The sequence below is a fragment of the Metasolibacillus sp. FSL H7-0170 genome (assembly GCF_038593115.1).
Lineage (GTDB): Bacteria > Bacillota > Bacilli > Bacillales_A > Planococcaceae > Metasolibacillus > Metasolibacillus fluoroglycofenilyticus.
Map to the genome: position 1 here is coordinate 746259 of NZ_CP151964.1, position 25200 is coordinate 771458.

The following is a 25200-nucleotide window of genomic DNA, read 5'->3' on the forward strand; positions in this document are numbered from 1 at the left end:
CGTGCTAAATAAGATGGCTTTATTTGCACCTAAAAAAATGTTCCAATGCTTGCTGAAATGCTGTCATTTTATGCTGTTCTTTCAGCGCAAGGCGGAACCACTCGCCATCCATACCAATAAAATTTTGTGTATGCCGCAGGACAATTCCTTTTTGTAATAGTGAGAAATAAAATTTTGTCGCATCATATGTAGACGGCAAACGGAAGGCTACATAGTTCGTTTTACTCTTCGTCACAATGCAGCCTTTTTCCATCAAAAATGGAATAATTACTGCACGATTTTGTGCTGCCTGCTGCCTTGATTTTGCACAGAAATCCTCTTCCTGCAATGCTTGCATACCAAGTGCAATCGAGATTGCACTGACATTCCAGTGGGGTAGCTCTTGCTTTATTTTGAAGGCATGCTGTGTAAGTGCATAGCCAAGTCTCACACCTGCCATACTATACATTTTTGTCATAGAACGAAGGATAATTAAACGATTAGAGCTAGCTACCAGCTCCGCCATGGACTCTGTCTCATCTGTCCAATCCATAAATGCCTCATCTATAACAAGGTCACAGTCCACTCGCTCTCCATATTGCAATAGTTCAATCAATTGCTTTTTAGGCGTTACAACACCCGTCGGATTGTTTGGATTACAAATATATAAAGCTTTCGCGCCGCACATTGCCTCCTTTAATCGTTCCATCGGCAAAGAATAGTTCGTTAGCTCCTCTACTTCAATTGATTGAATAATAGCCTGCTGCTGCTCCAATGTGCGTGCATATTCAGAGAAGGAAGGCTGCACAATGACAATTTTTTCGCGTGCATAACATCTCGCTAAAGCCATTAAAATTTCTGCCGCACCATTTCCTATAACGATATATTCTGTCGCTACATTATGTCGGTATGCCAACTGACTTCGTAGTGGCTCTGCATCCTCATGCGGGTAGGCGGCGATTTCTTGAAATAACGATGTCCAAATAGCCCCAAAGCTTGCTGGTGGTCCTAAGAAGTTAACGTTTTCACTTAAATCAATGATTTGCTCCGGCATTTCAAGCTCTAACTCTCGATACAATGTACTTGGATTAGCTCCATGTGCTGGATATCGCATAAATAACACCTCCTATTAATAACGTAAAAATAATCGTCACTGTGTATAGATGCTGTATAGTGTGCAAAATATGCTGTTTATTTAATTCTACGGTCGGCTCCCCCATATACGCACGAAACGTTGTTTTACCTTGATACATATTTTCACCACCGAGACGAATGCCTAGCTGTAAAGCAGTTGCAGCTTCTAAATAGCCGCTATTTGGGCTTGGATGCTTCTTAGCATCGCGTAGCCAGTAGCGAAGTCGCGTTTGCATTGAAAAAGGACCTTCGTTTTTCGTACATAGTAAAATAAAAAATCCTGTTATACGGCTTGGTATAAAGTTCGCCACATCATCAAGCTTTGCAGCAAAGCATCCAAACTGGCAGTAGCGCTCGTTACGATAGCCAACCATTGAATCGAGTGTATTGATTGCCTTATAGACCCACACACCTGTCGCACCAAAGAACAGCGCATAAAAAATCGGTGCCGTAATACCGTCACTTGTATTTTCAGAAACTGTTTCAACAACACCACGAACAATATCAGGCTCCTCTAAATGTTCTGTATCACGCCCGACAATCCAACTAAGCTTCACTCGTGCCTCTGCTATATCTCCTCGCTGCAATGCATGATAAACGACTAACGCTGCATCCTTCAAACTCTTTTGTGCAATGGCAATGGCGATAAAAATAACTTCAAGCACCGCAGCCAGCCATAGCGACACAAGCCCAGCCAAATAAATGATGAGCCAAACGATAAGCCCTGTAACAATAATGACAATTAGCGCTGTTACGGCTCCTTTTAGATAGCGTGCTGCCCCACCATTACAGCGGCGCTCCAAAAATGAAATGAGCTTCCCTATCCAAATAACAGGATGCGGCCATGTTTTCGGATCTCCGATTATTCGGTCAAGTATAATGGCAACACAAACAATAATGATATTCATTGTAGCTCGCCCCTTTGATACGCCTCATAACTATCAATCGCTTTCCGCAATGTAGCAGCTACCCCTTTGCCTATAAGTGCTCCTAAACGTGTAATCGAACCTCCATATTCATGAAACTCCCCTCGCTCTGTTGCGATGAGGGCTACACAATCTGTCGAGGTTCCAGTTGCAATCGTAGCGCTTTGTCTATCCATTATATGGCACTCATGCAGCACCTTTACTTTCGCCTCAATAATACAATTATAAGCTTGGATAAAAGCTTCATCGCTTATATCGCCCTCTATGAATACGAAAATATTAATTGTCCCAACTGTCGGTCTGTATGTATATTGATAAGATTTTGTCACATCTACCGCATTGCCTAAACCCGCTGTAATAAACACGGTGATAGCTGTTGCCTCGTCTGTGTATGTATCCTGCATAATAAAATGCTGTGGCACAGCAGTCATCATCGCAACAGTTGCTGACATTGGTATTTTATATTGCTTTAAAAATTGCTCATATTCTAGCTTTGCATCGTCCGGATAATAGTCCTTATCCACTGTTCGATTGACAAAATATTGATAATAGCCAATACCAGGATTAATCATTGCTGAGCTGATTACTTTTAACGGCTGCTCACTTTTCATCATAAAGAGCTGCTCATCGTGTCTTTTGATTGTTAGCATTTTTTCACCTCCTTGTTATTTTAGCATACCGCCCTCTATCATTTGTAATACTTATAAAATGAAACTTCAATCAGCAGATGTTTTTCTCCACGGATTGTTAGTTGAATCAATCGGGCTTTTTCGGGCACTTCATCTCTCGCTTATCCTTTAGCGTATTTTCACGTACTCTATTGAATCTTTAATTTCGCATTGAAATAAAAATCAATTTTCTATATAATCTAAATAATGATAGTGACACTATCAAAATGAAGGGAGATGATTTTTATGTCATATTCAATTCCCATGAATTGGGACAAAGAGGTTGATGTCATCGTTTTAGGTACAGGAGGAGCAGCATTAACTGCGGCAATAGCAGCAGCGGAAAATGATGCTGATGTTCTTGTCTTAGAAAAAACACATCAAATTGGGGGTACAACAGCTTTTTCAGGAGGAATTCCATGGATTCCACTCAATCATTATATGAAGGAGCAAGGTTTTGAAGATAATCGTGAAGCAGCAATTCAATACATTAAGCGCCTTGCACTTGGTAGAGCTGATGAGAAAATGATTGAAACTTTCGTTGATAAAGGACATGAAATAATTCGATTTTTACATGACCATACACCGGTTAAATTCAAAACTCCAGAAAAATATCCAGAATACTATGCGCATATGGATGAAGCACTGAAAAAAGGCACACGTTCTTTGGACCCTGTGCCATTTAATATGAATGAAATCGGAGAATGGGGCAATCTGCTACGTCAAAACCCTATTTTCCCTCCGCTAACTTTAGAAGAAGGCGGCGCAATTGGCGGTATTGACTTCCAAGTAGTTGCAGAGCGTATGCAAAATAATGTTGTCACAATGGGTAGAGCATTGATTGCTTCTTTATTTAAAGCATGCTTAGACCGTGGCGTTGAAACTTTGATAGAGACTGCTGGTAAAGATTTAATTATCGGTGAAAACGAAGAAATAATCGGTCTAAAAGCGGAAACGAAAGATGGCCAAACCCTTTACTTCCGTGCACGTAAAGGAGTAATCCTAGCTTCAGGTGGTTTCGAATGGAACAAGCAGCTAGTAAAAGCATTTTTAAAAGCTGAATTTACCCATCCTGTAACACCGCCGGGCAACGAAGGTGATGCACTTATGATGGCAATGAAGGCCGGTGCTGCGCTAGAAAATATGAGTGAGGCTTGGTGGTACCCTGCAATGGTGGACCCAACTTTTGAATATGAAGATAATGTAATGGCACAATTAGGTGGCGGTCGTATGGGACCAAACTCTATCGTTGTAAATAAGTATGGGCGTCGCTTTGTACACGAAGGCACTACATATAATGATATGCCAAGAGCATTTTTCAATTACGACCCAGTGAAAGTTGATTTCCCGAATAAAGGACCGAACTGGATGATTTTTGATCAACAATTAAAAGATCGCGAATTAATTATTACGATGACACCCGGTGACCCTGCACCTGAATGGGTAGATCAAGCTGATTCCCTGCGTGAGCTTGCTATAAAAATTGGCGTAGACCCAGATGGTTTAGAGGATGAAGTACGCAAATGGAATGAATATTGCGAGCAACAGAAGGATAAAGATTTCCATAGAGGCACAATTCAATTTGAAGCATTAACAACTGGCGGCGGTAGCCCTGCCAATAATTTAGGTAAAATTGAAAAAGGACCATTTTATGCTTTACCAATCTATTTAGGTGCACTTGGTACAAATGGTGGACCTAAAATCAATGAAGATGGACAAGTAGTTAACTTCCAAGGCGAGCCGATTAAAGGCTTATACGCTGCTGGAAATGCTTCAGGCAACCCACTTGGTCCTATTTATCCAAGTGCTGGCGGAACAATTGGACCAGCAATGGTGTTTGGCTTCTTAGCAGGTCAGCATGCCGCAAAGCAATAATCAATCAAATCGAATACAATTGGGAAGGTGCATAATATGCCACAAGGAACACATTCAGTAAAAGTACCATTAAACATTCAAAAAATATGGGAATTCGTACACGATATGAATAATTGGGCGCCGCTAGTACCAGGTTATATCGAGCATGAAATTTTAAGTGAAAACCAATCGACATGGGCTTTCAAAGGCGATTTAGGCTTTATGAAAAAAACAGTGAAGCTTCAAATCGATATTAAAGAGTGGAATGAACCCTCTGAAGTCATTTTCGATTTAAAAGGTTTATCTGATAATTTTAAAGGCGGAGGCTATTTCCGTGCGGAAGCAATTGATGAAAATACAACAATGATGCACGGCAATCTCGATATTACTGCTGGCGGAATGATGGGCGCTATGATTAATCAAATTTTAGTAAAATTCGTCCCACAAACTGCCAAAGATTTAACAGATGCAATTGTCAACGAATTATTAGAGATTAATTCAGTAAAATAAGAAATAGGGTTGTCAGAAAGCAAACTAGCGTGCCGCTTTCTGACAACCCTTTACCTTTTTATCGAAAATATCAACTATTGAAGGCTGAAAACATAAGATTTTAAAGCACCTACTCCAACTATTGCATTTTAGTTGGTTTACTTAAAAATGTAAGCATCATTTCCTTTATTACGATTAACTCCTGAGGTTTTGGTACAGACAATATCGAATTAGGAAGAAACGTATAAAGAGCGTATTTTTTTATCGCTGTACCAAACAAATTAAAAATGGTTTCCCATGCTTGTTCATCACTGTTTGATAGATGTATACTGCCATCGCACTTCCCCTCTGCGATAATTTCCTTAATAATAGTACTCACTTTATCGTAGGATTTCTCAATAATTTCTATCATACTTTTATCAACGAAATTAAAAGAAATATAAAGCTCAAACGCCTCTAATAATTTAGAAGTTTCACGATTTTCCTCTGAAATATAATGAATATAAGTAGTAAGTACTTCATCAACTTTCTCTATTCCATTTTTATTCGATTGGCTAATTTTCTCAAAGTAAGGTACTTGCTGTTCAATAATTTCTTGTATAACCGCAATAATTAAATCTTCTTTTTTGGGAAAATAGCGAAATAAAGTGGCGATGCCTACTTCAGCTTGGTCTGCTATATTTTGCATTGTTGTGTTTTCAAAGCCACTTCTTGCAAATAATTCAGTTGCCGCCGCTATCATACTTTTACGTCTATCAAGTTTCTTTCTCAAAACATAACCTTCTTTCATTTACAGTAAAGCAATTATAGAAACAATAAAATGGTTGTAGCGCAAGCTAAACAAACGACTACATAGGCGATGGAAATAATATATTTTCGTTGTTCCTTCATAAAAATATATTCAAGCGCGACACGAATAGCAAATACGAGCGCGAAAAACAAAAATAACAGGAAGTACAAATATTTCCCACTAAAGCCTTGCATCGCAATATTTGCGATAAAAAATGCGCATAATAACATTTCTAATACAAAATGAGCTTTGTGTACATATTGATCCATAAACTTTTCATTCTTTTTAATATTAAATTTCTTTCTCAATTTCAAATCGAGTAGACCAGCGAGCAAAAAGCCTACAATTAAAACAGTAATTATCACAGCTTTATACCTTCCTCAAATACATTATTTTTGTAAATATTTATCGCGCCATTCATTCGGGACTAAATCTCCCCCTGTTGACCAAACAAGATGGTGCGCGTTTTGCATAAATGGCTTTAAACCGTTACTATCTATATACGCTGCACCAATACGAGCAAGCTGTATCGGTCCAAAAAAGCCTGCATGTGCGGATGGCTCCATAAAAATATGCTCTCTGCAATACATTTGTCGCAAGCTTGTAAATAAAAATGAATCCTCTACAGTATAACAACCACTCACAATTGTTTCCATCTGTGCGCCAACAAATTTTGATGCACGCCCTACAGCGAGTCCATCAGCCTCCGTCACATTCGTTAAACCAATTTGCTTAACATCAATCTCATCATGTAACCCCGTCATCATGCCAAGTAACATACAAGGTGACTGCGTTGGCTCAGCAAAGAAAATATGCACATGCGGGCCATATAGCTGCTTCAAGCCATAGCTTATTCCTCCCGGTGCACCACCGACACCACATGGAATATAAACGAATAACGGATGCTCCTGATCAACATTAATTTTTTGTGCCTCAAGCTGCTCCTTCACACGTAGTGCGGCAACCGCATAGCCCGCAAATAAATCAAGAGAATTTTCATCATCGACAAAATGGCATGTCTCATCTTGCTCTGCTTCCAAACGCCCCTGCTTTACCGCTTCGCTATAATCTGCCTCATACTCAATAACTGTCACACCTAAATTTCGCAGTAATTGCTTTTTCCACTCTTTTGCATCCGCTGACATATGCACGGTCACATTAAATCCTAATTTGGCACTAATTATGCCGATACTCAATCCTAAATTACCTGTTGAGCCGACGGCAATTTTATAGTTTTTAAAAAACTGACGGAAGCTTTCATCATTTAATTTACGATAATCGTCCTCTAACGACAATAGCCCATGTCTGATTGCTAAATGCTCCGCATGCTTAATAATTTCGTAAATACCACCGCGTGCCTTTACCGAACCTGCAATTGGTAGCATATGATCACATTTTAATAGAAGATTTCCTTCTATTTTCATTTGAAAAGCACTTTCTAAATAGGTCTGCATCACCTGTGATTCGATAATTGGTGATTCGATAATTCCCTCCCAATCACGTATTTCTGAAAAAGCAGCCTTAAAATATGGGGCAAAGCGTTTTAGCCTTGCCTCTGCGTCATATACAATATCCATCGTAAATGGGAATTCTTGTGTAGCATTTACTTGATTGTTGAGCCAAAAAACAGGTTCAGCTCGCTGTAAATATGGAATTAAAGGGAATTTTTCGATTAGATTCGTTAATGAATTATGCATTATTATTCATTTCTCCTTTCAATTTTTCGGCGCGTTCACAAATTTGTTGAAAAAATTTTTTGAAGGCAATATTGTTTTCCTCTGTACGCTTTTTCGGTCCTTTTGTTCTTCCACCTGCTCGCCTAAATTTTGCACTTTCATAACGAAAAGCTAGCAACTGGTCTATATTTTCTGCTGTCATTTCTCTTCCATTATGGTCAACTACAAAAGCACCTTTTGCTAAACACATTGCTGCTAGGCCGTAATCACCTGTAATCACAATATCATTTTTCGAAAGCGTATTCACTAGCTTAAAATCAACTGAATCAGGTCCCTTTGGCACAATAATTGTTATAACATTATCACGTTCAATGCGATGGGAAGTATCGCAAAACAAGATTGGTTTTATCTTATATTGAGATGAAACAGATAGCGCCAAATCAATAACTGGGCATGCATCTGCATCAATTAATAATTGAATCAACGATTATTTCCCCTTTCAAAAAAAAGCATTTTTTACTTGTATTTTATTATCTCCATATAATTTTTTGCCGGCTTTTTTTCAGCCATTTACTCACAAACGAATAAAAATTGATTGAATTGCAAGAAAAATCATAATACTATAACATCTAACAGTATTTTGAGGGAGGAATAAATTATGATGACAGATTTAATTCACAATGAACAATTAGCAAAAGCATATGTCGATGGTGTGTTCGAAAGATTAAAAAAGAAATATGCCTTTGAATCAGAGTTTTTACAAGCAGCTGAAGAAATCTTTTTATCACTAGTACCTGTATTTGCACAAAATCCAGAATATATTCACCATAATATTTTAGCACGTATTGTCGAGCCTGACCGCATAATTTCTTTTCGTGTAGCATGGCAGGATGATGAAAACAATGTACAAGTGAACAGAGGCTATCGTGTGCAATTTAATAATGTGCTAGGCCCATATAAAGGTGGCTTCCGTTTCCACCCAACAGTAAATGAGTCAATAATGAAGTTTTTAGCATTTGAGCAGATTTTCAAAAATGCTTTAACAGGTCAGCCGATTGGCGGTGCGAAAGGCGGCTCCGATTTTGACCCTAAAGGAAAATCCGATGCTGAAATTATGCGTTTTTGCCAAGCCTTTATGACAGAGATGTATCGATATATTGGCCCTGACCGAGATGTACCAGCAGGTGATATTGGTGTTGGCGCTCGTGAAATTGGCTATATGTGGGGTCAATATAAGCGCATTCGCGGGCAATTCGAGCAAGGTGTGTTAACTGGTAAAAAACCTGAATACGGTGGCTCACTAGGACGTAAAGAAGCAACAGGCTATGGCTTAGTCTATTTTGTCAGCGAAATGCTACATGATGCGAAATTAATGTTTATTAATAAAACGGTTATTGTATCTGGCTCTGGCAATGTCGCGATATATGCAATCGAAAAGGCAAAGCACTTCGGCGCAAAAGTTGTTGCATGCTCAGATTCTAACGGCTATATTTATGATCCAAAGGGGCTAGATTTAAAAGCAATTAAAGAAATTAAAGAAGTAAAAGGCGCACGTATTAGCACATATTTAAACTATCATCCTGATGCAGAATACCACGAGGATTGCTCTAAAATTTGGACGATTCCTTGCGATATTGCCCTCCCTTGCGCGACTCAAAATGAGATTAATGGAGAGGCGGCACGTACTCTTGTTGAAAATGGTGTCAAATTAGTTGCTGAAGGAGCAAATATGCCATCCGATTTAGAGGCAATTAACGTCTTTTTAGATGCTGGTATCCTATTTGGACCTGGAAAAGCTGCGAATGCAGGTGGTGTAGCTGTTTCAGCACTTGAAATGGCACAAAACTCAAGCCGTAACAGTTGGACATTTAACGAGGTAGATGCGAAATTACATGACATTATGAAATCCATTTATGCAGAAAGCAAGGAAGCTGCTGAAAAATATGGCTATCAAAATAATTTAGTAGTCGGCTCAAACATCGCAGGCTTTAAGAAAGTAGCGAATGGTATGATTGCAGAGGGTGTTTATTAAGAAGCTGTAGGGACGTCCGAAAAGCGCGCAGAAGCACTGCTTTTCGGATGTTTTATTAGTATTTTTTAAATAGTTAATTTATTTTAAAAGGTTATAAACAGTAAATCTAGTAGCTTTTCTTGAAATTTAGGTTGAATAAATAAAAATCGCCTTTTCAAATGCCCTCTTTAACGTATTTGTAACAAAAACGAACATTTTCTATAGACAAGTTTATAATCGTTCGTGTTACAATATAGCTATATTTTGTGAAATGGAGGGTTTCTTGTGGAATTAGTTTACACAGGTAAAACAAAAGATGTCTTTAAACAAGCAGATGGACACTATTTATTGAAGTTTAAAGATGATGTGACAGGTGAAAATGGTGTATTCGACCCGGGCGCGAATACAGTTGGTTTAACAATCGACGGTGCTGGCTTAGCAGGACTTCGCCTTACTGCATTTTTCTATTCAAAGCTAAATGAACAAGGTGTACCAACACACTATGTAGATGCAAACTTCACTGACGCAACAATGACGGTCAAGCCTGCTTCAGTATTTGGCAATGGCTTAGAAGTTATTTGCCGTTTTAAAGCTGTCGGCTCTTTTTTACGTCGCTATGGTGCATATGCAAAGGAAGGTCAAGACCTCAATGCATTTGTGGAAGTGACAATTAAAGACGATGAGCGTCAAGACCCACCTATTTCAGCGGACGCACTTGATATGCTTGGCATTTTATCATTAGAGGAATACGATATTTTAAAGCAACGCACAATTGAAATTTCTAAATTTGTTGCAGCCGAGCTTGCTAAAAAAGATTTAACTTTATACGATATTAAACTAGAATTTGGTCGCGATGCCAAAACGAATGAAATCCTCTTAATCGATGAAATTTCAGGTGGGAATATGCGTGTATATAAAGGCACAGAATACATTGAACCTCTACAATTAGAAAAAATAATGCTTGCTTAAAACAAAAAACGTCCAAAAAGCGTGCGTGGCACTACTTTTTGGACGTTTTATTTTTTATTAAACAGCTAATCAAACATGCTACAGCGTAGAGACAAACCCCATTACAATACCTAGTAAAACAACTAACCAAGACGGTTTCTTCCAAAACATTAATAGACTAAACAATATGGATACAACGATAAAATCTTTAGTAGTTAGGACAGTCGTTACCCATAATGGGTCAAATAATGTAGCAAGTAAAATACCAACTACTGCCGCATTCATCCCTTTCACAATAGCTCCAAGCTTCGGATTTTGACTAAACTGTAACCAAAAGGGCAAAGCACCGATGATAAGCAAAAAGGCTGGAAGAAAAATAGCAACGGTTGCCAACACTGCACCAAATAGTCCGCCAATATCTGCCCCTATATAAGTTGCAAATGTAAAAAGCGGGCCTGGAACTGCCTGTGTTAGCCCGTAGCCTGCAAAAAAGCTCGCCTCCGTCATTATGTCTGTAGCAACAAATTCGCGCTCCAACAAGGGCAAAACAACATGCCCTCCCCCAAAGACTAGTGCGCCTGCACGGTAAAACCTTTCGAACCAGTCAAGCCATTGCCATTTTGTCAATTGACTCATGATAGGTAATAAAGCGAGTAAACCGATATATATAATTAAACAAGCAGCACCTAGACGCTTTGATAAAGCAAGCTTGAAGCGCTCCCCCTCTCGCGTAATTGCACTATCCCGAAACAGCATATAGCTCAATATTCCGCTACCTGCTATCACTATAATATGTGACCATGCATTATCAATCAACAGCACTCCTGCTAGTGCAAGTAGTGTTACAATTTTCTCTTTCGACTCAGTAACAAATGATTTTCCCATGCCGATAACTGCATGAATTACAATTGCTACAGCGACAAGTTTCAAGCTATGTAACAAGCTTAGCCCATAATCCTCCTGCACGAAAAACAAGGAAAACAACAATAAAATGACAGCAGATGGCAATGTAAATCCTAAAAACGATAAAATACCACCGAACAAGCCTGCTTTGGCTAAGCCAATGGCAATCCCTACTTGACTGCTAGCTGGTCCAGGGAGAAATTGCGATAGTGTTACAATATTGGCATATGCCTTATCGTTTAGCCATTGCTTACGTTGCACATATGTATCGTAAAAATAGCTAAGATGCGCACTTGGTCCACCAAAAGATGTACAGCCCAGCTTGAAGGCTGTCCAAAACACCTCGAAATACTTCCTCATATTATGAACAATCCCTTTCTACCGACATTAGCAAGCACTACCTTCCAAATTCAACAATATTATTTCCTTTTTTGCATACAATGTAAATGGTATTACGCAATATTTATATTCTTTTAAAATTGTTTACAATTGATAATTAGACGTCATAATTTTTGCGCAATTCCGTAAATGATGGTACAATTTATTTCGAATATCGGAATACGAGGAGGCTTTTTATGTCAACATTAAAACGTAGTGAAGTGAATATCGAGGAAACTTGGAACTTAGCAGATTTATTTGCTACAGAACAGCAATTTGAGGAGGCAATTGTTGAAGCACAATCTGTCGCAGCAGCAATTGCAGAAACATATAAAGGTAAAATTTTAGATGCAGAAAGTGCAGTCAATGTTATCGCTGCATACGAAAAGTTATATGAAAAATTAGTGCCGATTGGTACATACGCAAACCTTTCCCTTAGCGTTGAGCAAACAAATGGTGAGGCACAAATGCGCGCAGCAAGAATCGGGCAAATGAATTCAGCAATTAGCGCCCAGTTATCCTTCATCCAAAGTGAGCTTCTACAGCTTGATGAAAAGGTATTAGTGCAAGCTAGTGAACAAGCGCCACAATATGCCAACTATATTCGCAAGCTATTACGCCAAAAGCCTTACCAGCTACACCCAGAAGCCGAAAAAGCATTAGCGGCATTTGGAACAACTTTTGATGCTGCGTATGGCTTGTACAATACGACTAAATTAGTAGATATGCAGTTCCCTAATTTCGAAGCAAATGGTGAAAGCTATCCACTTAGCTACAATTTATTCGAAGGAGACTGGGAGCCAGAAAATGATAAAGAAATTCGTCACGCTGCATTTAATGCATTCCATAGCAAACTACGCGAATATCAGCATACAACAGCAAAAACATATGATACACATTTAAAAACAGAAAAGACAGAAGCAGATTTGCGCGGTTATAACTCTGTTTTCGATTACTTATTACAACCACAGGAAGTCGATCGCACACTTTATGATCGACAAATTAACTTAATTATGTCCGAGTTAGCGCCACATATGCGCCGCTATGCAAAATTACTACAAAAAGTTCATAAGCTAGAGCAAATGACTTTTGCAGACTTAAAAATTTCACTTGACCCATCCTATGAGCCAAAAATCACAACGGAAGAATCCCGCAAATATATGAAGGAAGGCTTAGCTGTTATGGGAGCTGACTATGCAGAAATGCTTGACCGTTCGTTCGATGAACGCTGGACAGATTTTGCAAACAATGCGGGTAAATCAACAGGTGCATTTTGCTCTAGCCCATTCGGCTATCACCCATATATTTTGATTTCTTGGACAAGTAAAATGAACGAAGTGTTTGTATTAGCGCATGAGCTTGGACACGCGGGTCACTTCTATTTAGCAAATGCTAACCAAAATATTTACAATGCGCGTCCTTCTCTATACTTTATCGAGGCACCATCGACAATGAATGAAATGCTAATGGCAAATCACCTATTGCAAAACTCAAGCGATGCGCGCTTCAAACGTTGGGTAATCTCAACAATCGTGTCACGCACTTACTATCATAACTTTGTTACACATTTATTAGAGGCTGCGTATCAGCGTAAAGTATATGAAATTATTGATGCTGGCGGCTCTGTCAACGCAGCGAAATTAAATGAATTAAAACTCGGTGTACTTGAAGAATTCTGGGGCGATACAGTAGATATTTTAGATGGTGCTGAATTAACTTGGATGCGCCAACCACACTACTATATGGGCTTATATCCATATACGTATTCTGCTGGCTTAACGATTTCTACACAAGTATCGAAGCGCATTTTAGAGGAAGGCGAGCCTGCTGTAGCAGATTGGATTAATGTTTTAAAATCGGGTGGTACAAAATCACCTGTCGAGCTTGCAAAAATGGCGGGTGTTGATATTACAACAGAGGAGCCACTTCGCAACACAATCGCTTACATCGGTAGCTTAATTGATGAGCTAGAAAAGTTAACAGTTGAGCTTGGTGAAATTTAATCATTACAACAAGAGAGGGGCTGTCCAAAAAGCCGTGCATAGCCGGCATTTTGGACAGTAGCAATGATGTTTCACAAAATGTTGATTCATATAAAGTGAACCTTCAATCAGTGGGGGGCTTCGCACACCCCCACTGATTGGTAGTTTCACCATTCGGGTTTTTACAGGCTGTTTGATCCCCCACTTAAACATCTTGTTTTTATCTGCTGTTTTGAAGTGGGGGTCTTACAGCCTGTTAATACGCGATAAACAGAAAGCGCCTCTTTTAAAAATGGGATGAACGTTGGCTTTAGCAGTGTTAGCTTTCAGTAAAAGTGAAGCGATGAAAACATTTATTTCAATGCGGTGGCAAAACAAAATGTACTTTTCGGACAGCCCCGATTTATTTATTAAAAATCTTATTTTCGTTGTATCTAGGACGAGTCAGCTTTTTGAACGAAAAAGATGGGAGGCTAGTTTATATGGCAATATTAAAACGAAATGAAGTAAAGCTTGCAGAAACATGGAACCTTGAGGATTTATTTGAAACAGAGCAACAGTTCGAGGAGACAATTGAAAGTGCCAAACAATACGCAGCCGCTACTGAAGCAAAATATAAAGGGCAAATTACAAATGCGGAAAAAGCAATTGAAGTCATTGCTGCATATGAAGCATATTTAGAAAAAATGATGCCTATTACAACATACGCCTTTCTTGCACAAAGTGTAGACCAAACGAATGGCGAATCACAATTGCGCTCAGCAAAAGTATCGCAGCTAACCTCTTCCTTAAACTCCAAGCTATCATTCATTCAAAGTGAGCTTTTACAGCTTGATGAGGACATTTTACACGGGGCAAGCCAGCTTGCACCACAGTACGCATATTTTATCAATAAACTTTTGCAGCAAAAGCCACATCAACTACATCCAGAGGCAGAAAAAGCGCTCGCTTCATTCGGTACAACATTCGGGGCTGCCTTTGAGCTGTACTACATTACAAAGTTAGTAGATTTGCAATTTCCAGATTTCGAGGTGAACGGTAAAACCTACCCTCTTAGCTATAACTTATTTGAAGGTGACTGGGAATTCGAAAATGATGCTGCTATTCGCCGTACAGCCTTTCATGCATTCCACAATAAATTACGTGATTACCAGCATACAACAGCAAAAACTTACGCTACGCATATTCAACGAGAAAAATCGGAGGCTGATTTACGTGGCTATCATTCAGTTTTTGACTTCTTGTTACAGTCCCAGGAAGTAGACCGCACATTGTATGACCGTCAAATCGACTTAATTATGTCTGAACTTGCCCCGCATATGCGTCGTTATGCAAAACTGCTACAAAAGGTTCATGGCTTAGAGCAAATGACCTTTGCTGATTTAAAAATTTCTTTAGACCCCGCATATGAACCAGTAGTTTCTATCGAGGAAGCGCGTCAATATGTCAAGGATGGTCTCGCTATTTTAGGAGCTGATTATGCAGAAATGCTTGACCGCTCCTTCGATGAACGCTGGATTGATTTTGCACAAAACATTGGCAAATCAAATGGAGCCTTTTGCTCTAGCCCATTCGGCTACCATCCATATGTTTTGATTTCATGGACAAGCCGGATGAAGCAAGTATTTGTTTTGGCGCATGAGCTTGGACATGCGGGGCATTTCCATTTGGCAAATACACATCAAAATATTTTCGGTGCTCGCCCATCCATGTACTTTATAGAAGCGCCATCGACGATGAATGAAATGCTTATGGCACACCATTTATTACAAAATGCTAGCGATGCACGCTTTAAACGCTGGGTTATCGCAAAAATGATTTCACGCACCTATTACCATAACTTCGTTACCCATTTACTCGAGGGTGCTTATCAGCGAAAAGTATATGAAATTATCGATGCTGGCGGCTCTGTCAATGCATTAAAGCTTAATGAATTAAAGCGCAGTGTGCTTGAAGAATTTTGGGGCGATGCCATTGAAATAACAGACGGTGCTGAATTAACTTGGATGCGCCAGCTACACTATTATAAAGGCTTGTATCCATATACTTACTCTGCAGGCTTAACTATCGCAACAGAGGCCTCACAGCGCATTTTAACTGAAGGCGAGGCAGCAGTAACAGACTGGCTTAATATGTTAAAAGCAGGTGGCACTAAAACGCCTGTTGAGCTTGCAAAAATGGCAGGTGTCGATATTACGACAGAAGAGCCCTTGCGCAATACTATCGCCTACATCGGTAGCTTAATTGATGAGCTCGAGAAGCTTACAGAAGAGCTTGGCGAATAAAGTGAATCTTCTGGAAACGTCCCAAAAGCGTGCTGTGGCACTGCTTTTGGGACGTTTCAATTGTGTTTCATGAAAGGTATAACTGTTTAGAAAAGTAAAAGATTTCTGCTGAAATCAATGCAAAAAAATAAAAATCAAATTTCTCTGGTAAAAAGAATGGTTTACTTTTTAGACAGCCTCTCCTATTTATAAATTTTTGATATATTTGCAACTTGCCCTATTTTATCCATTCATGTGAGCTTTTCTTTTATTTGTACTCTTTGCTACACCTGCCCTGCTATTATTGGCTGCTGAAATAGTACAGAGACACCTGAGTCAATGGCTGCACTGCCGACAGCCTTCGCTACTACACCGACAACTCGCTCATCAAATGCTTTCGGCACGATATATTCCTCATTCAATTCTTCATCTGTTACGAGTGAGGCAATCGCCTCAACCGCAGCTATTTTCATCGCCTCATTAATATCTGTTGCTCTAACATCTAACGCTCCTCGGAAGACGCCGGGAAATGCTAACACATTATTGATTTGGTTTGGATAGTCGGAGCGCCCTGTTCCAATCACACGTACACCCCATGCTTTTGCATTGTCGTATGTGATTTCTGGATTTGGATTAGCTAAAGCAAATACAATCGGCTCATTATTCATGGAATCAATATGTTCCTTCGTTAGTAAATTAGCAACGGATACACCAATAAATACATCAGCCCCCACTAAAGCATCGCTTAAATCACCCTGCTGTAGCTTATGGTTTGTTAAATGGGCAATGCTTTCTTTAATTGAATTCATTCCCTCTTGACGTCCTTTATAAATAATTCCTGTCGTGTCACACATTAAAATATTCGTAAAGCCCATCTGTACTAAAATACGTAAAATTGCAATACCTGCTGCACCTGCACCATTAATAACAATCTTCACCTCATTAAACTTCTTACCAACAATTTTCAATGCATTTATCAAACCAGCACCTACAACAATTGCTGTCCCATGTTGATCGTCGTGGAACACTGGAATCCCGCACTCCGCACGGAGACGATCCTCAATTTCAAAGCAGCGCGGAGCGGAAATGTCCTCTAAATTAATGCCACCAAATGTCGGTGCAAGAAGCTTTACAGTTTGTACTATTTCGTCAACATTTTTCGTATTCAAGCAAATTGGGACAGCGTCCACATTGGCAAATCGTTTTAATAACAATGCCTTTCCTTCCATTACTGGCAACGCCGCTTCTGGTCCGATATCTCCAAGCCCAAGCACAGCCGTACCATCTGTTACGACAGCAACAAAATTCCCCTTCACTGTATAGTCATAGACAAGGGAGGGATTCCTTTCAATTTCTATGCAAGGTGCTGCTACACCTGGTGAATAAGCTAAGCTTAAATCATATTGGTCAGCAAGTGGAACCTTTGCCTTTATTTCCATTTTTCCGCAATACTCTTCATGTAATTCCAAACCTTTTTGCATTATATCCATTATCATTTCTCCTTCGAATAATCTGAATTTTCTTTATAGTTACGTATCATATCGCCCTGAAATTATTAAGTCAATAATAATGTTTCATTTCCTTTCGAATATACACTTTTTTTCTCGGTAAATCATATATTTCAACATCTTGCTCAATTTTTCACATATAAAAAACAGCATTTCTAAACGAAAAAATTATTTTCTTAAAATAACAATAAGATACCACTTACATTTTTTAGCTCGCGTCTATGTACAGCATTTTTTGTGAAAACATGCACGATTCATTTTCATAGGGAAATTATGAAAAACTTCACAAAGTCCTTACTAAAACCCTCAATTCATCCGTCACATTTTGGACACATTTCTATCCCTATCTCCTTATTTTGTACGTACATTTTCATCCCTTGAAAAATAGTGTAAAGTGAAGCATATAGAAAGAAGGCGATTTTTTGTTACTGTTATTATTTTTAATTGGCTTTTTAGGCAATATTATTGGCACACTTGCTGGTGGTGGCGGACTGATTACATTACCGACAATGCTGTTAATCGGCATGCCCGTCCACTCTGCAATTGGTGCGAACAAAGTTGCTAGTGCAGTTAGTGCATTATCAAATTTCTATTCTGCCTTGCGTCACAAAGAAGTTACTTTTACAGAGGCACGCCCAATTGCCTTACTTTGCTTTATCGGTGGTTTACTTGGGGGGTTAATTGCCTCGCTATTATCAAGCAAGGTGCTAACGATTATTGCATTATGCTTACTAATTTTTGCCTTTACCTTATCATTTTTAGGCAGAACAAATTTCGGTGAAAAAATCGTTCTTGAGCTAAAGCATCGCACACGTGCACTGTTAATTAGTGTGGGAATTTATGATGGGATGTTTGGACCCGGTAGTGGAACATTGCTATTATATATTTATGCCAATGCTGGCTTAAGCTATATGAAAGCTGTTGTATTAGGTCGTGTAGGTGTCTTTGCTACATGCTTTGGTGCAGCTATTACATACATAATAACTGGACAAATTTTATGGATGGAAACATTGGCATTAATGACAGGTGCCATTATCGGTGCGCAAATTGGCCTATTGCTCTCACGAAAAGTTAGCAATAAGTTGGCAAGCCATTTACTGCGCATCATTACGGTTATTTTAATTATACAACTGGCTTATGATTTACTTGTGTTATCGTAAAGCACAGTGGTGTAATGTCAACCATTAAAAACAGTAAAATTGGAAATTCTTAAGTGCTGTAACTGCTAAATGACCATTTTTAGGCGCACTCAAATAAACCTCGCGTTTTCCAACTAAAAATAGTTAAAAAATGGAAGTTTGGAAAACGGCTAAAGAAAAGTGAGAAATTGTTGGTTATTCTCTCCTTTCTTCTTTCGGAATGTACAACTGTTTCGTGCGTAGTAGCGAATGCACGAGTCGTACAAGTTTTCTAGCGGTTAAGACGAGAGCGCGTTTGTGTTGATGCTTGGTTACTTCATGGTATTTCTTTTGATAAAAGGCTTTATATTCGGTGTCATGTTTTCGTATGGCGTCTGATGCTTGCACAAGATAATAGCGTAAATACTTATTACCGGTTCGCATTCGGCTGGTATCCTCGGCTTCATACTCGCCTGACTGATACTGTGTCCATACTAAACCTGCATATTTCGCTAAAGCGTGATGATCATCAAAACGATGAATATCCCCAATCTCAGCGATTAAGCCCGCTGCGTACACGGGACCGATGCCTTTTACCGATGTTAATGTTTGTGGAATGCCTTTCATAATGCGCTCGATTTCCTTATCAAGACGCTTCACTTGGCTTTCGATGTGTTGAATGGTGCTTAAAATCACGGATAAAGAGAGATTAACCGGATCGGCCATCACTTTATCTAAACGGTACGAATTACGTGCGAGCTGCTTGAGATATTTCGCAATCTCTTCCGGCTCTGCAAAACGATTTTTGCCTTTCTCTTGAAGGAATTCGACCAGTTCCTCCAAAGGCATATCGGCAATGATGCCAGGGTCCAGTTCTTCAATGACCGCAATGCTTGTCGCACCGAATGTATCGGAGAACGGATTGTCTTGGCGTAAGCCACTAAATTTTAAGTACAGTTGATTTAACATGTACGTTTTATTACGCGCAATTTCATGGACTAAATGGAATCGTGTGCGTGTTAAACGACGCAGTGCATCATAGATTAAGGTTTCTTGCATTTCATGTGGCAATCGTCCAAAGCGTAGATGATCCGCAATAACCCAGGCGTCTACTTTGTCGTTCTTCGGTAACGTATCATAGCCCTTCTTAAAACGAGCTACTTTACGGGCGTTGAGCATATAAATCGCTGTTTGAAGATGGGGTAAGACTTTCTTACATTGTGCTTTTAAGTAATGGGCAAGGTGCCAACTATATTGATCCGTGGCTTCCATCCCAATTTTTAATTGATCTGTTTGATTTTTTTCCGCTGTTCGTACAATTTTATGAATCAAGGTGTCCGCACCTATAACATCATTTTGAACAGAAAAATCAGCGAGTGTGTGTCCCTCTCCATGCATGAAATGGACATGATGGGAGCGCAAACTCACGTCAATACCGACTAGCATTTGTGACATGCCAATCACCTCCTAAGGGGGAATTAATCAAGATACACTCAGACCTGGGTGCCCACCCGAATCATCGATGTCTGCCTCGTTATCAGCAATCGCAAGCAGAAGACCATAAATGAGCGCTACACTCTCTTCTAAACCTTGCGTCGCAGCCAGTGGTTAGACCTTCAATAATGAACGATGGGTAGCAGGCTTATTAAGCAGTACAATGGATGTCTGCAAGGAGGGAAAGCTATTTCCTGCGAATACCTTGTCTGTTCCATTGTCGCATGGACACAGGGCTGAGTGAACTATTTTGGATGAATAAAAAAGGACGAAGTACTGAAATGGAGCTTCCTCCATCCTTCGCCCATGTGCTATAAAATTAGGTTAAAAAAGTGTATGACAAATAAACAGGTAAGCACCTGTAGGCAATACTTAAAATAGTATTTAACAAAAAATGATGATTTCCTTTTGGCTCCCTCGGTAAAGCAGGGGTCAAACAGGTAAAACATAAAACAAGAGTGAGGGAGCCAATCGGCGACCACTTCCTATAGGAAATCCAACAGATCCCCCAGCTGTCCGGATCAACTGGAAATTCTATCGGAAAGAGCTCTTACTACTAATATACGAGGAGGTAGCAAATGGATAAGCAACAACAGCCCCAAGAAGAACCGTTAACAGAAGAAGATTTTTTGGAGCTTGTGCTAGCAGAGCAAGAAAAAGCTTTGGAGGAAGAAAGACAACAACGATTAAATGGGCAACCAAAAAAGCGACAGCAACGCCCTATCATTCGTCTTATCGTTTATTTAATGGCCTTCGCATTAATATTTAATACGTTTGCGATTGTTTTTCAAATTTATTCAATTCCTGCGATTGAATTTATTAAAGTTTCAACAAAGCTATCTCAGCAGGAAAATATCCAACAATATAAAAAGGCTGTTGTCGAAATTTCATCCGAAAATAGTAAAGGGACAGGCTTTGCGATTTCGGCAGACGGCTATATTATTACAAATGAACATGTAATCGATGACGCGCTATCGCTTACTGTCATCTTTCCTGACAACGGCCTATATCAAGCACAAATTGTGGCAAGTAATCCAACAGTTGATTTAGCCATTTTAAAAGTTGAAGCGAAAGAGGAACTACCCTATTTACCATTAGCTGATACTTTTCAGCCAGACGCTCAGCATGTTTATGTAATCGGTAATCCACTTTATTTCACTGGCATCGCCAATGAAGGAACAGTGCTCGAGCCGTTGCTGCTAGAGGATTGGCAGGAGCAGGTTATGATGCTTCAAGCGCCAATTTATAAAGGGAATAGCGGAAGTCCTGTTTTAACTGAGGATGGACAAGTAGTAGGTGTCGTCTTTGCGACAACAAAGCATGACAAGCATGGTCGCGTCGGTCTGTTCGTGCCAATTGAGCTTGTACATAAGGAATTACAGCCGCTTTGAAGTGAGGCTGTCCAAAAAGCCGCGCATAGTCGGCATTTTGGACAGTAGCGATGATGTTTCACAAAATGGTGATTCCTATAAAGTGAACCTTCAATCAGTGGGGGCTTTGCCCCCCACTGATTGGTGATAGAGGAACACAAGCTAGAATCTTCGCATCCTGCGAAAACGCTTGTGTGACCAACATCGTGTTGGCCTCATTCTTAGTTTTTACAGGCTGTTTGATCCCCCACTTAAACATCTTGTTTTTATCTGCTGTTTTGAAGTGGGGGTATTACAGCCTGCTCCTGCGGTTACTCGTCGCAAACAAAATTTGTTAATACGCGATAAACAGAAAACGCCTCTTTTAAAAATGGGATGAACATTGGCTTTAGCAGTGTTATCCTTCAGCAAAAGGGAAGCGATGAAAACATTGATTTTAATGCGGTGGCAAAACAAAATGGACTTTTCGGACAACTCCCATAGCCATCAAGTTTACCTACCCCATTTATTTCTTCAAAATAAATGGGGTAGGTCTTTTTATTTTGGGCACCTCGAAAAACACCTACAATGTTATTATTTTACATTTATAGATGTGTTTTTGTCATTCGAATAATGGGTATAGATTCAATAGTTATTCGAGGGTGCCGATGAGTTGCTGGAAAGTTGGTTTTCCTTTTTTCCTCGATTTCAGGCCATGCCGTTCCATTTGACTGAAAATATAGAGGAGCGTTTGAACGACAGATGCGGCACCTTCTTTTATCGCTAAATAAAGCGTCTTTAATTTATCAAATAACATCTCGATTCCTTTCATCTCGCTCAACTCCTTTCGCGATTTGATCCATAATAAATAACGCATTTGATACGTCACCATCGTACACAAAATCAATCGAATCAATTGACTATAAAAATAACAGATGAAACGCTCCATTTTCATTGGTTTGCAGTGGGTGAGTGCCATTGTCGATTTCCATACTTTAAACAGGAGTTCGATTTGCCAGCGAAGGGAATAGATTTGGTAAATATCCTCTTTCGTAATTGCCTCTGGCAAATTTGTCATGTAAATTCCATAAGCACTCATCGCTTTTGTTTTCTCCTGATAACGAATGCCCCTCACTCGTTCAATTTCTTTCATGCGAGCGATTCGTTTTTCTTGTTGGGCAACAGAAAAATGACAAATCACCAACCGAATCGGCATTTTCACTTTATTTTTTCCTACATAGAATCCTTCAAATTCCTTTGTGTCTCCTCTTTTCACGGTGTTTGCTAATTCTTGAATGGCGTGCTGTGTATAGACGGTTGACACCTTTAATTTTCCATTGAGGCAATAGGACGGAGAAGGGTTTTTTTGATAGACCAGGGCATTATTTCGTAAGCGTGAAATAAAATAGCGTTGCGTCTGTTTGGTCAACTTCTCATATTCTGCCAAATTCAAATAGCCTAAATCACGAAGGATTAATTCTTTTGATTGGACCGTTTGACAAAGTGAATTGCCTGTTTTCGCATCATGAATACGCCCCGGTTCAAAATGGGCATGTGTAAATTGACCACTTAACAGTTCAAATTCAATTTGAAATTTAACCGATGTACAGCCTGTTCCCGGAAACCACTTGGCAAAAGCGTCTGGAATTTGAAAGGCAGTGGAATCGAGCACACGAATCCTTTCAAAAATCGCTGAATATTTCATTAGTTTTTGAAAAGAATGTCGAAATTTTGTTTGAAGGAGTCGTTCAAAAATGGCCTGAAGGAAAACAATGGTCCGCCAATTAAAACGTTGATTTAACCCTTCTGCGGATAAAACTTTGCCCGTTTGATCTTGTAAATAGGTACACAGATCTTCAAGGGATGAATCGCTCAGATGTGCCGTTGTAAACACGAATAAAAATAAACTATCCATCGCTGTTAATTTCCGTTTCCTTCGAATAAAACCTGTCTCCGTTGCGAGTTGTGTAATTGAATCAGCCGAAAATTGAGTAAAAAGCTCTTGATAAAGTAATTTCATTTCTTGGTCTAAGGGCATCATAAAAAGCGCCACCTTTCTTAGTTAGTACTAATTAAATAGCGCTTTTTGCAAATTTTTAAACCTATTTTCTTAACTTGATGGCTATGGGACAACTCCAATTGACGATGGTTTTTTTAGCGAAAAATTAGCTCGTTTTCAAGGAGGTGTTCTCTTTGAAAACGAGAAAACAAAAGGTTTAACAGTGCTTTTCTTAAGAAAAAGTGTAGCTGCCCGAATCGTATTGGCAAAAGGGAAATTTTTGTTTCATCCCTTTCGCAAGAGGAGAAATACCACTCCCCTCTTTGTTTCTCTCATTTTCATAGAAAGCTTACCCTATTCGCTCTTTTATCAAAGCACTCCCCACGGCTTTTTGGACGCCATTCCTACTTCAGGACATTCGCTAAACAATAATTTTCCACCTGAATTTCAGTTGGCAGCCCTTGGGCAAGCTTCGCTAATTCTCTTCCCAAATATGGTCCTACTGTTAAACCACTTGAACCTAATCCATTGGCAACAAGCACATTTGGTGTATTTGGTAATCTCCCTATAACCGGCAAAGCATTTGGGACAACTGGTCGAAATCCTACTTTAATGTCAGCAAACATTGCTTCCTGTAAAGTCGGCGCTATTTGAAAGGCTTTTTCCAGCATCTCATAGGCTGCTCCTACAGTCGGTCGCGCATCAAAGCCTTTATCATCCTCATGCGTTGTACCAATCATCATCCGACCAGCCTCGAATGCTAGCATATACAATGTCGAAGGTGCCATCACAACAGGCCAATGCTCAGACTCATTGTCTTTTAGCTGTAGCTCTAAAATTTGTGCCTTCTGTGGCTTTACTTGCATATCAATTTGCAGTGGCTGTAATGTTTCATTACCCCATGCACCTGTCGTTACAATAATTTCATCTGCCGCAATATGAGTGCCATTTACAGTGACAGAAATAGCATCTCTATTCCCAATCTGTAAAGAAGCACTTCCCTCTATGTAATTCGCACCTAATTTGATGGCTGCTTTTTGCATCGCTTCCGTTAGCTTGCACCCATCCACACGTGCACCTCCGCCTGCGTATGCTGCATATAACGGCTCCGTTATATATGGAAATAATTGTTCAATTTCGCTCGCTGTTAATTTGCTCGTCTCACCAATTTCAGGTGCATCTATTTTACGTTTTTCTGCTAATGCTAAAATTTGCTCGATGCGCTTTTCTTCTTGATGAATATGCAATGCCCCCACCTGCTTATAACCAACATCCGTTTCACCTAAATCCACCAATGTTTCAACTAACTGTGGATAATAGGCTGCGCCGTGGCTCGCCAAAAAATACCAATCTTTATTACGACGCTGTGATAGCCATGGACTAATAATGCCTGCCGCTACATTTGTCGCTTTGCCAATATCGTTGCGGTCAATCAATGTCACTTGCGCTTTGTTCAAAGCTAAATGAAGGGCAGTAGATGTGCCTAAAATCCCCCCGCCAATTACTACATAATGCTTCGCCATGTCAACCATCCTTTCTTCTAATGCTATTATACTAAAAAAGATATTCGGAGGCGTCCAAAAAAACAGTGCTTTGGCGACTTTTTGAACGTTTCGATAGTATCTCATCAAAGGTGTAATTATCCAAATAAAAAAGATGTTCTTTGGAAACATGATATAGGTTTAATGGCTTTTTTTCTAAATTAAAATGAATAAGTTAAATCAGATTTT

The 25200-nt window shown here is 39.5% G+C and carries 20 protein-coding genes; 8 read left to right on the plus strand and 12 right to left on the minus strand.

Translation table 11 applies throughout. From position 1 onward, the window contains the following. Nucleotides 1-19: 19 nt before the first annotated feature. The 3 genes from MHH70_RS03475 to MHH70_RS03485 are packed head-to-tail and all read right to left on the minus strand — an operon-like array spanning nt 20 to nt 2689. Nucleotides 20-1093, minus strand: coding sequence for an aminotransferase class I/II-fold pyridoxal phosphate-dependent enzyme (locus MHH70_RS03475; protein WP_342472557.1), 1074 nt, complete (start codon nt 1091-1093; stop codon nt 20-22). Beyond that, complete coding sequence (gene cbiB, locus MHH70_RS03480; RefSeq protein ID WP_342472558.1) at nt 1068-2021, minus strand: adenosylcobinamide-phosphate synthase CbiB; 954 nt, start codon at nt 2019-2021, stop codon at nt 1068-1070. The genes MHH70_RS03475 and cbiB overlap by 26 nt, the downstream gene beginning before the upstream one ends. Then, nucleotides 2018-2689: an adenosylcobinamide amidohydrolase gene (locus MHH70_RS03485; protein WP_066163597.1), complete on the minus strand. Its 672-nt coding sequence runs from the start codon at nt 2687-2689 to the stop codon at nt 2018-2020. The genes cbiB and MHH70_RS03485 overlap by 4 nt, the downstream gene beginning before the upstream one ends. A 264-nt stretch (nt 2690-2953) precedes the next feature. Between MHH70_RS03485 and MHH70_RS03490 the strand changes: the two genes are divergently transcribed. Both MHH70_RS03490 and MHH70_RS03495 read left to right on the plus strand, forming a co-directional pair. Beyond that, on the plus strand, nt 2954-4582 hold the full coding sequence (locus MHH70_RS03490) for an FAD-dependent oxidoreductase (RefSeq protein WP_342472559.1): 1629 nt from the start codon (nt 2954-2956) through the stop codon (nt 4580-4582). 36 nt (nt 4583-4618) lie between these two features. Then, entirely contained in the window at nt 4619-5071 is a 453-nt protein-coding gene (locus MHH70_RS03495) for an SRPBCC family protein (protein WP_066163601.1), read from the plus strand. 118 nt (nt 5072-5189) lie between these two features. Here MHH70_RS03495 and MHH70_RS03500 read toward each other — a convergent pair whose 3' ends face one another. From MHH70_RS03500 to MHH70_RS03515, 4 genes are read right to left on the minus strand one after another with little or no spacing between them, the layout of a single operon-like run. Beyond that, complete coding sequence (locus tag MHH70_RS03500) at nt 5190-5822, minus strand: TetR/AcrR family transcriptional regulator (protein WP_342472560.1); 633 nt, start codon at nt 5820-5822, stop codon at nt 5190-5192. A 32-nt stretch (nt 5823-5854) separates the two neighbouring features. Beyond that, nucleotides 5855-6205 carry a DUF4181 domain-containing protein gene (locus tag MHH70_RS03505; RefSeq protein WP_342472561.1) on the minus strand — a complete coding sequence of 117 codons (351 nt, stop codon included), beginning with the start codon at nt 6203-6205 and terminating at the stop codon, nt 5855-5857. A 24-nt stretch (nt 6206-6229) separates the two neighbouring features. Beyond that, on the minus strand, nt 6230-7537 hold the full coding sequence (locus MHH70_RS03510) for a D-serine ammonia-lyase (protein ID WP_342472562.1): 1308 nt from the start codon (nt 7535-7537) through the stop codon (nt 6230-6232). Beyond that, nucleotides 7530-7997, minus strand: coding sequence for a YaiI/YqxD family protein (locus tag MHH70_RS03515; RefSeq protein ID WP_342473154.1), 468 nt, complete (start codon nt 7995-7997; stop codon nt 7530-7532). The genes MHH70_RS03510 and MHH70_RS03515 overlap by 8 nt, the downstream gene beginning before the upstream one ends. Before the next feature lie 180 nt (nt 7998-8177). Between MHH70_RS03515 and gdhA the strand changes: the two genes are divergently transcribed. Continuing rightward, nucleotides 8178-9548 carry an NADP-specific glutamate dehydrogenase gene (gene gdhA, locus MHH70_RS03520; RefSeq protein ID WP_066164476.1) on the plus strand — a complete coding sequence of 457 codons (1371 nt, stop codon included), beginning with the start codon at nt 8178-8180 and terminating at the stop codon, nt 9546-9548. 264 nt (nt 9549-9812) lie between these two features. Continuing rightward, nucleotides 9813-10496: a phosphoribosylaminoimidazolesuccinocarboxamide synthase gene (locus tag MHH70_RS03525; RefSeq protein WP_107942582.1), complete on the plus strand. Its 684-nt coding sequence runs from the start codon at nt 9813-9815 to the stop codon at nt 10494-10496. 78 nt (nt 10497-10574) lie between these two features. On the opposite strand, the gene chrA is transcribed toward MHH70_RS03525, so the two are convergent. Beyond that, nucleotides 10575-11738 carry a chromate efflux transporter gene (chrA, locus tag MHH70_RS03530; RefSeq protein WP_342472563.1) on the minus strand — a complete coding sequence of 388 codons (1164 nt, stop codon included), beginning with the start codon at nt 11736-11738 and terminating at the stop codon, nt 10575-10577. Nucleotides 11739-11953: 215 nt separating this feature from the next. Here chrA and pepF (MHH70_RS03535) point away from each other — a divergent pair, with 215 nt between their 5' ends. Next, the gene (gene pepF, locus MHH70_RS03535; RefSeq protein ID WP_342472564.1) at nt 11954-13759 is read left to right on the plus strand and encodes an oligoendopeptidase F; all 1806 of its coding nucleotides are present in this window, start codon (nt 11954-11956) and stop codon (nt 13757-13759) included. 461 nt (nt 13760-14220) lie between these two features. Then, nucleotides 14221-16023, plus strand: a complete 1803-nt coding sequence (gene pepF, locus MHH70_RS03540; RefSeq protein ID WP_107942579.1) for an oligoendopeptidase F — start codon at nt 14221-14223, stop codon at nt 16021-16023. A 263-nt stretch (nt 16024-16286) separates the two neighbouring features. Here the strand turns inward: pepF (MHH70_RS03540) and MHH70_RS03545 are convergent, their stop codons facing one another. Further along, a complete protein-coding gene (locus MHH70_RS03545) occupies nt 16287-17492 on the minus strand; it encodes a malic enzyme-like NAD(P)-binding protein (protein ID WP_342472565.1) in 1206 nt (401 codons plus the stop codon). Between the two features lie 440 nt (nt 17493-17932). Here MHH70_RS03545 and MHH70_RS03550 point away from each other — a divergent pair, with 440 nt between their 5' ends. Beyond that, entirely contained in the window at nt 17933-18670 is a 738-nt protein-coding gene (locus tag MHH70_RS03550; protein WP_066163617.1) for a TSUP family transporter, read from the plus strand. 174 nt (nt 18671-18844) lie between these two features. Here MHH70_RS03550 and MHH70_RS03555 read toward each other — a convergent pair whose 3' ends face one another. Continuing rightward, entirely contained in the window at nt 18845-20083 is a 1239-nt protein-coding gene (locus MHH70_RS03555; protein ID WP_342471849.1) for an IS110 family transposase, read from the minus strand. Between the two features lie 617 nt (nt 20084-20700). Between MHH70_RS03555 and MHH70_RS03560 the strand changes: the two genes are divergently transcribed. Further along, nucleotides 20701-21513, plus strand: a complete 813-nt coding sequence (locus tag MHH70_RS03560) for a S1C family serine protease (RefSeq protein ID WP_342472566.1) — start codon at nt 20701-20703, stop codon at nt 21511-21513. A 610-nt stretch (nt 21514-22123) separates the two neighbouring features. Here the strand turns inward: MHH70_RS03560 and MHH70_RS03565 are convergent. Then, on the minus strand, nt 22124-23512 hold the full coding sequence (locus tag MHH70_RS03565) for an IS4 family transposase (protein ID WP_342472567.1): 1389 nt from the start codon (nt 23510-23512) through the stop codon (nt 22124-22126). A 362-nt stretch (nt 23513-23874) separates the two neighbouring features. Next, the gene (locus MHH70_RS03570; protein WP_342472568.1) at nt 23875-24993 is read right to left on the minus strand and encodes an FAD-binding oxidoreductase; all 1119 of its coding nucleotides are present in this window, start codon (nt 24991-24993) and stop codon (nt 23875-23877) included. Between the last annotated feature and the right edge of the window lie 207 nt (nt 24994-25200).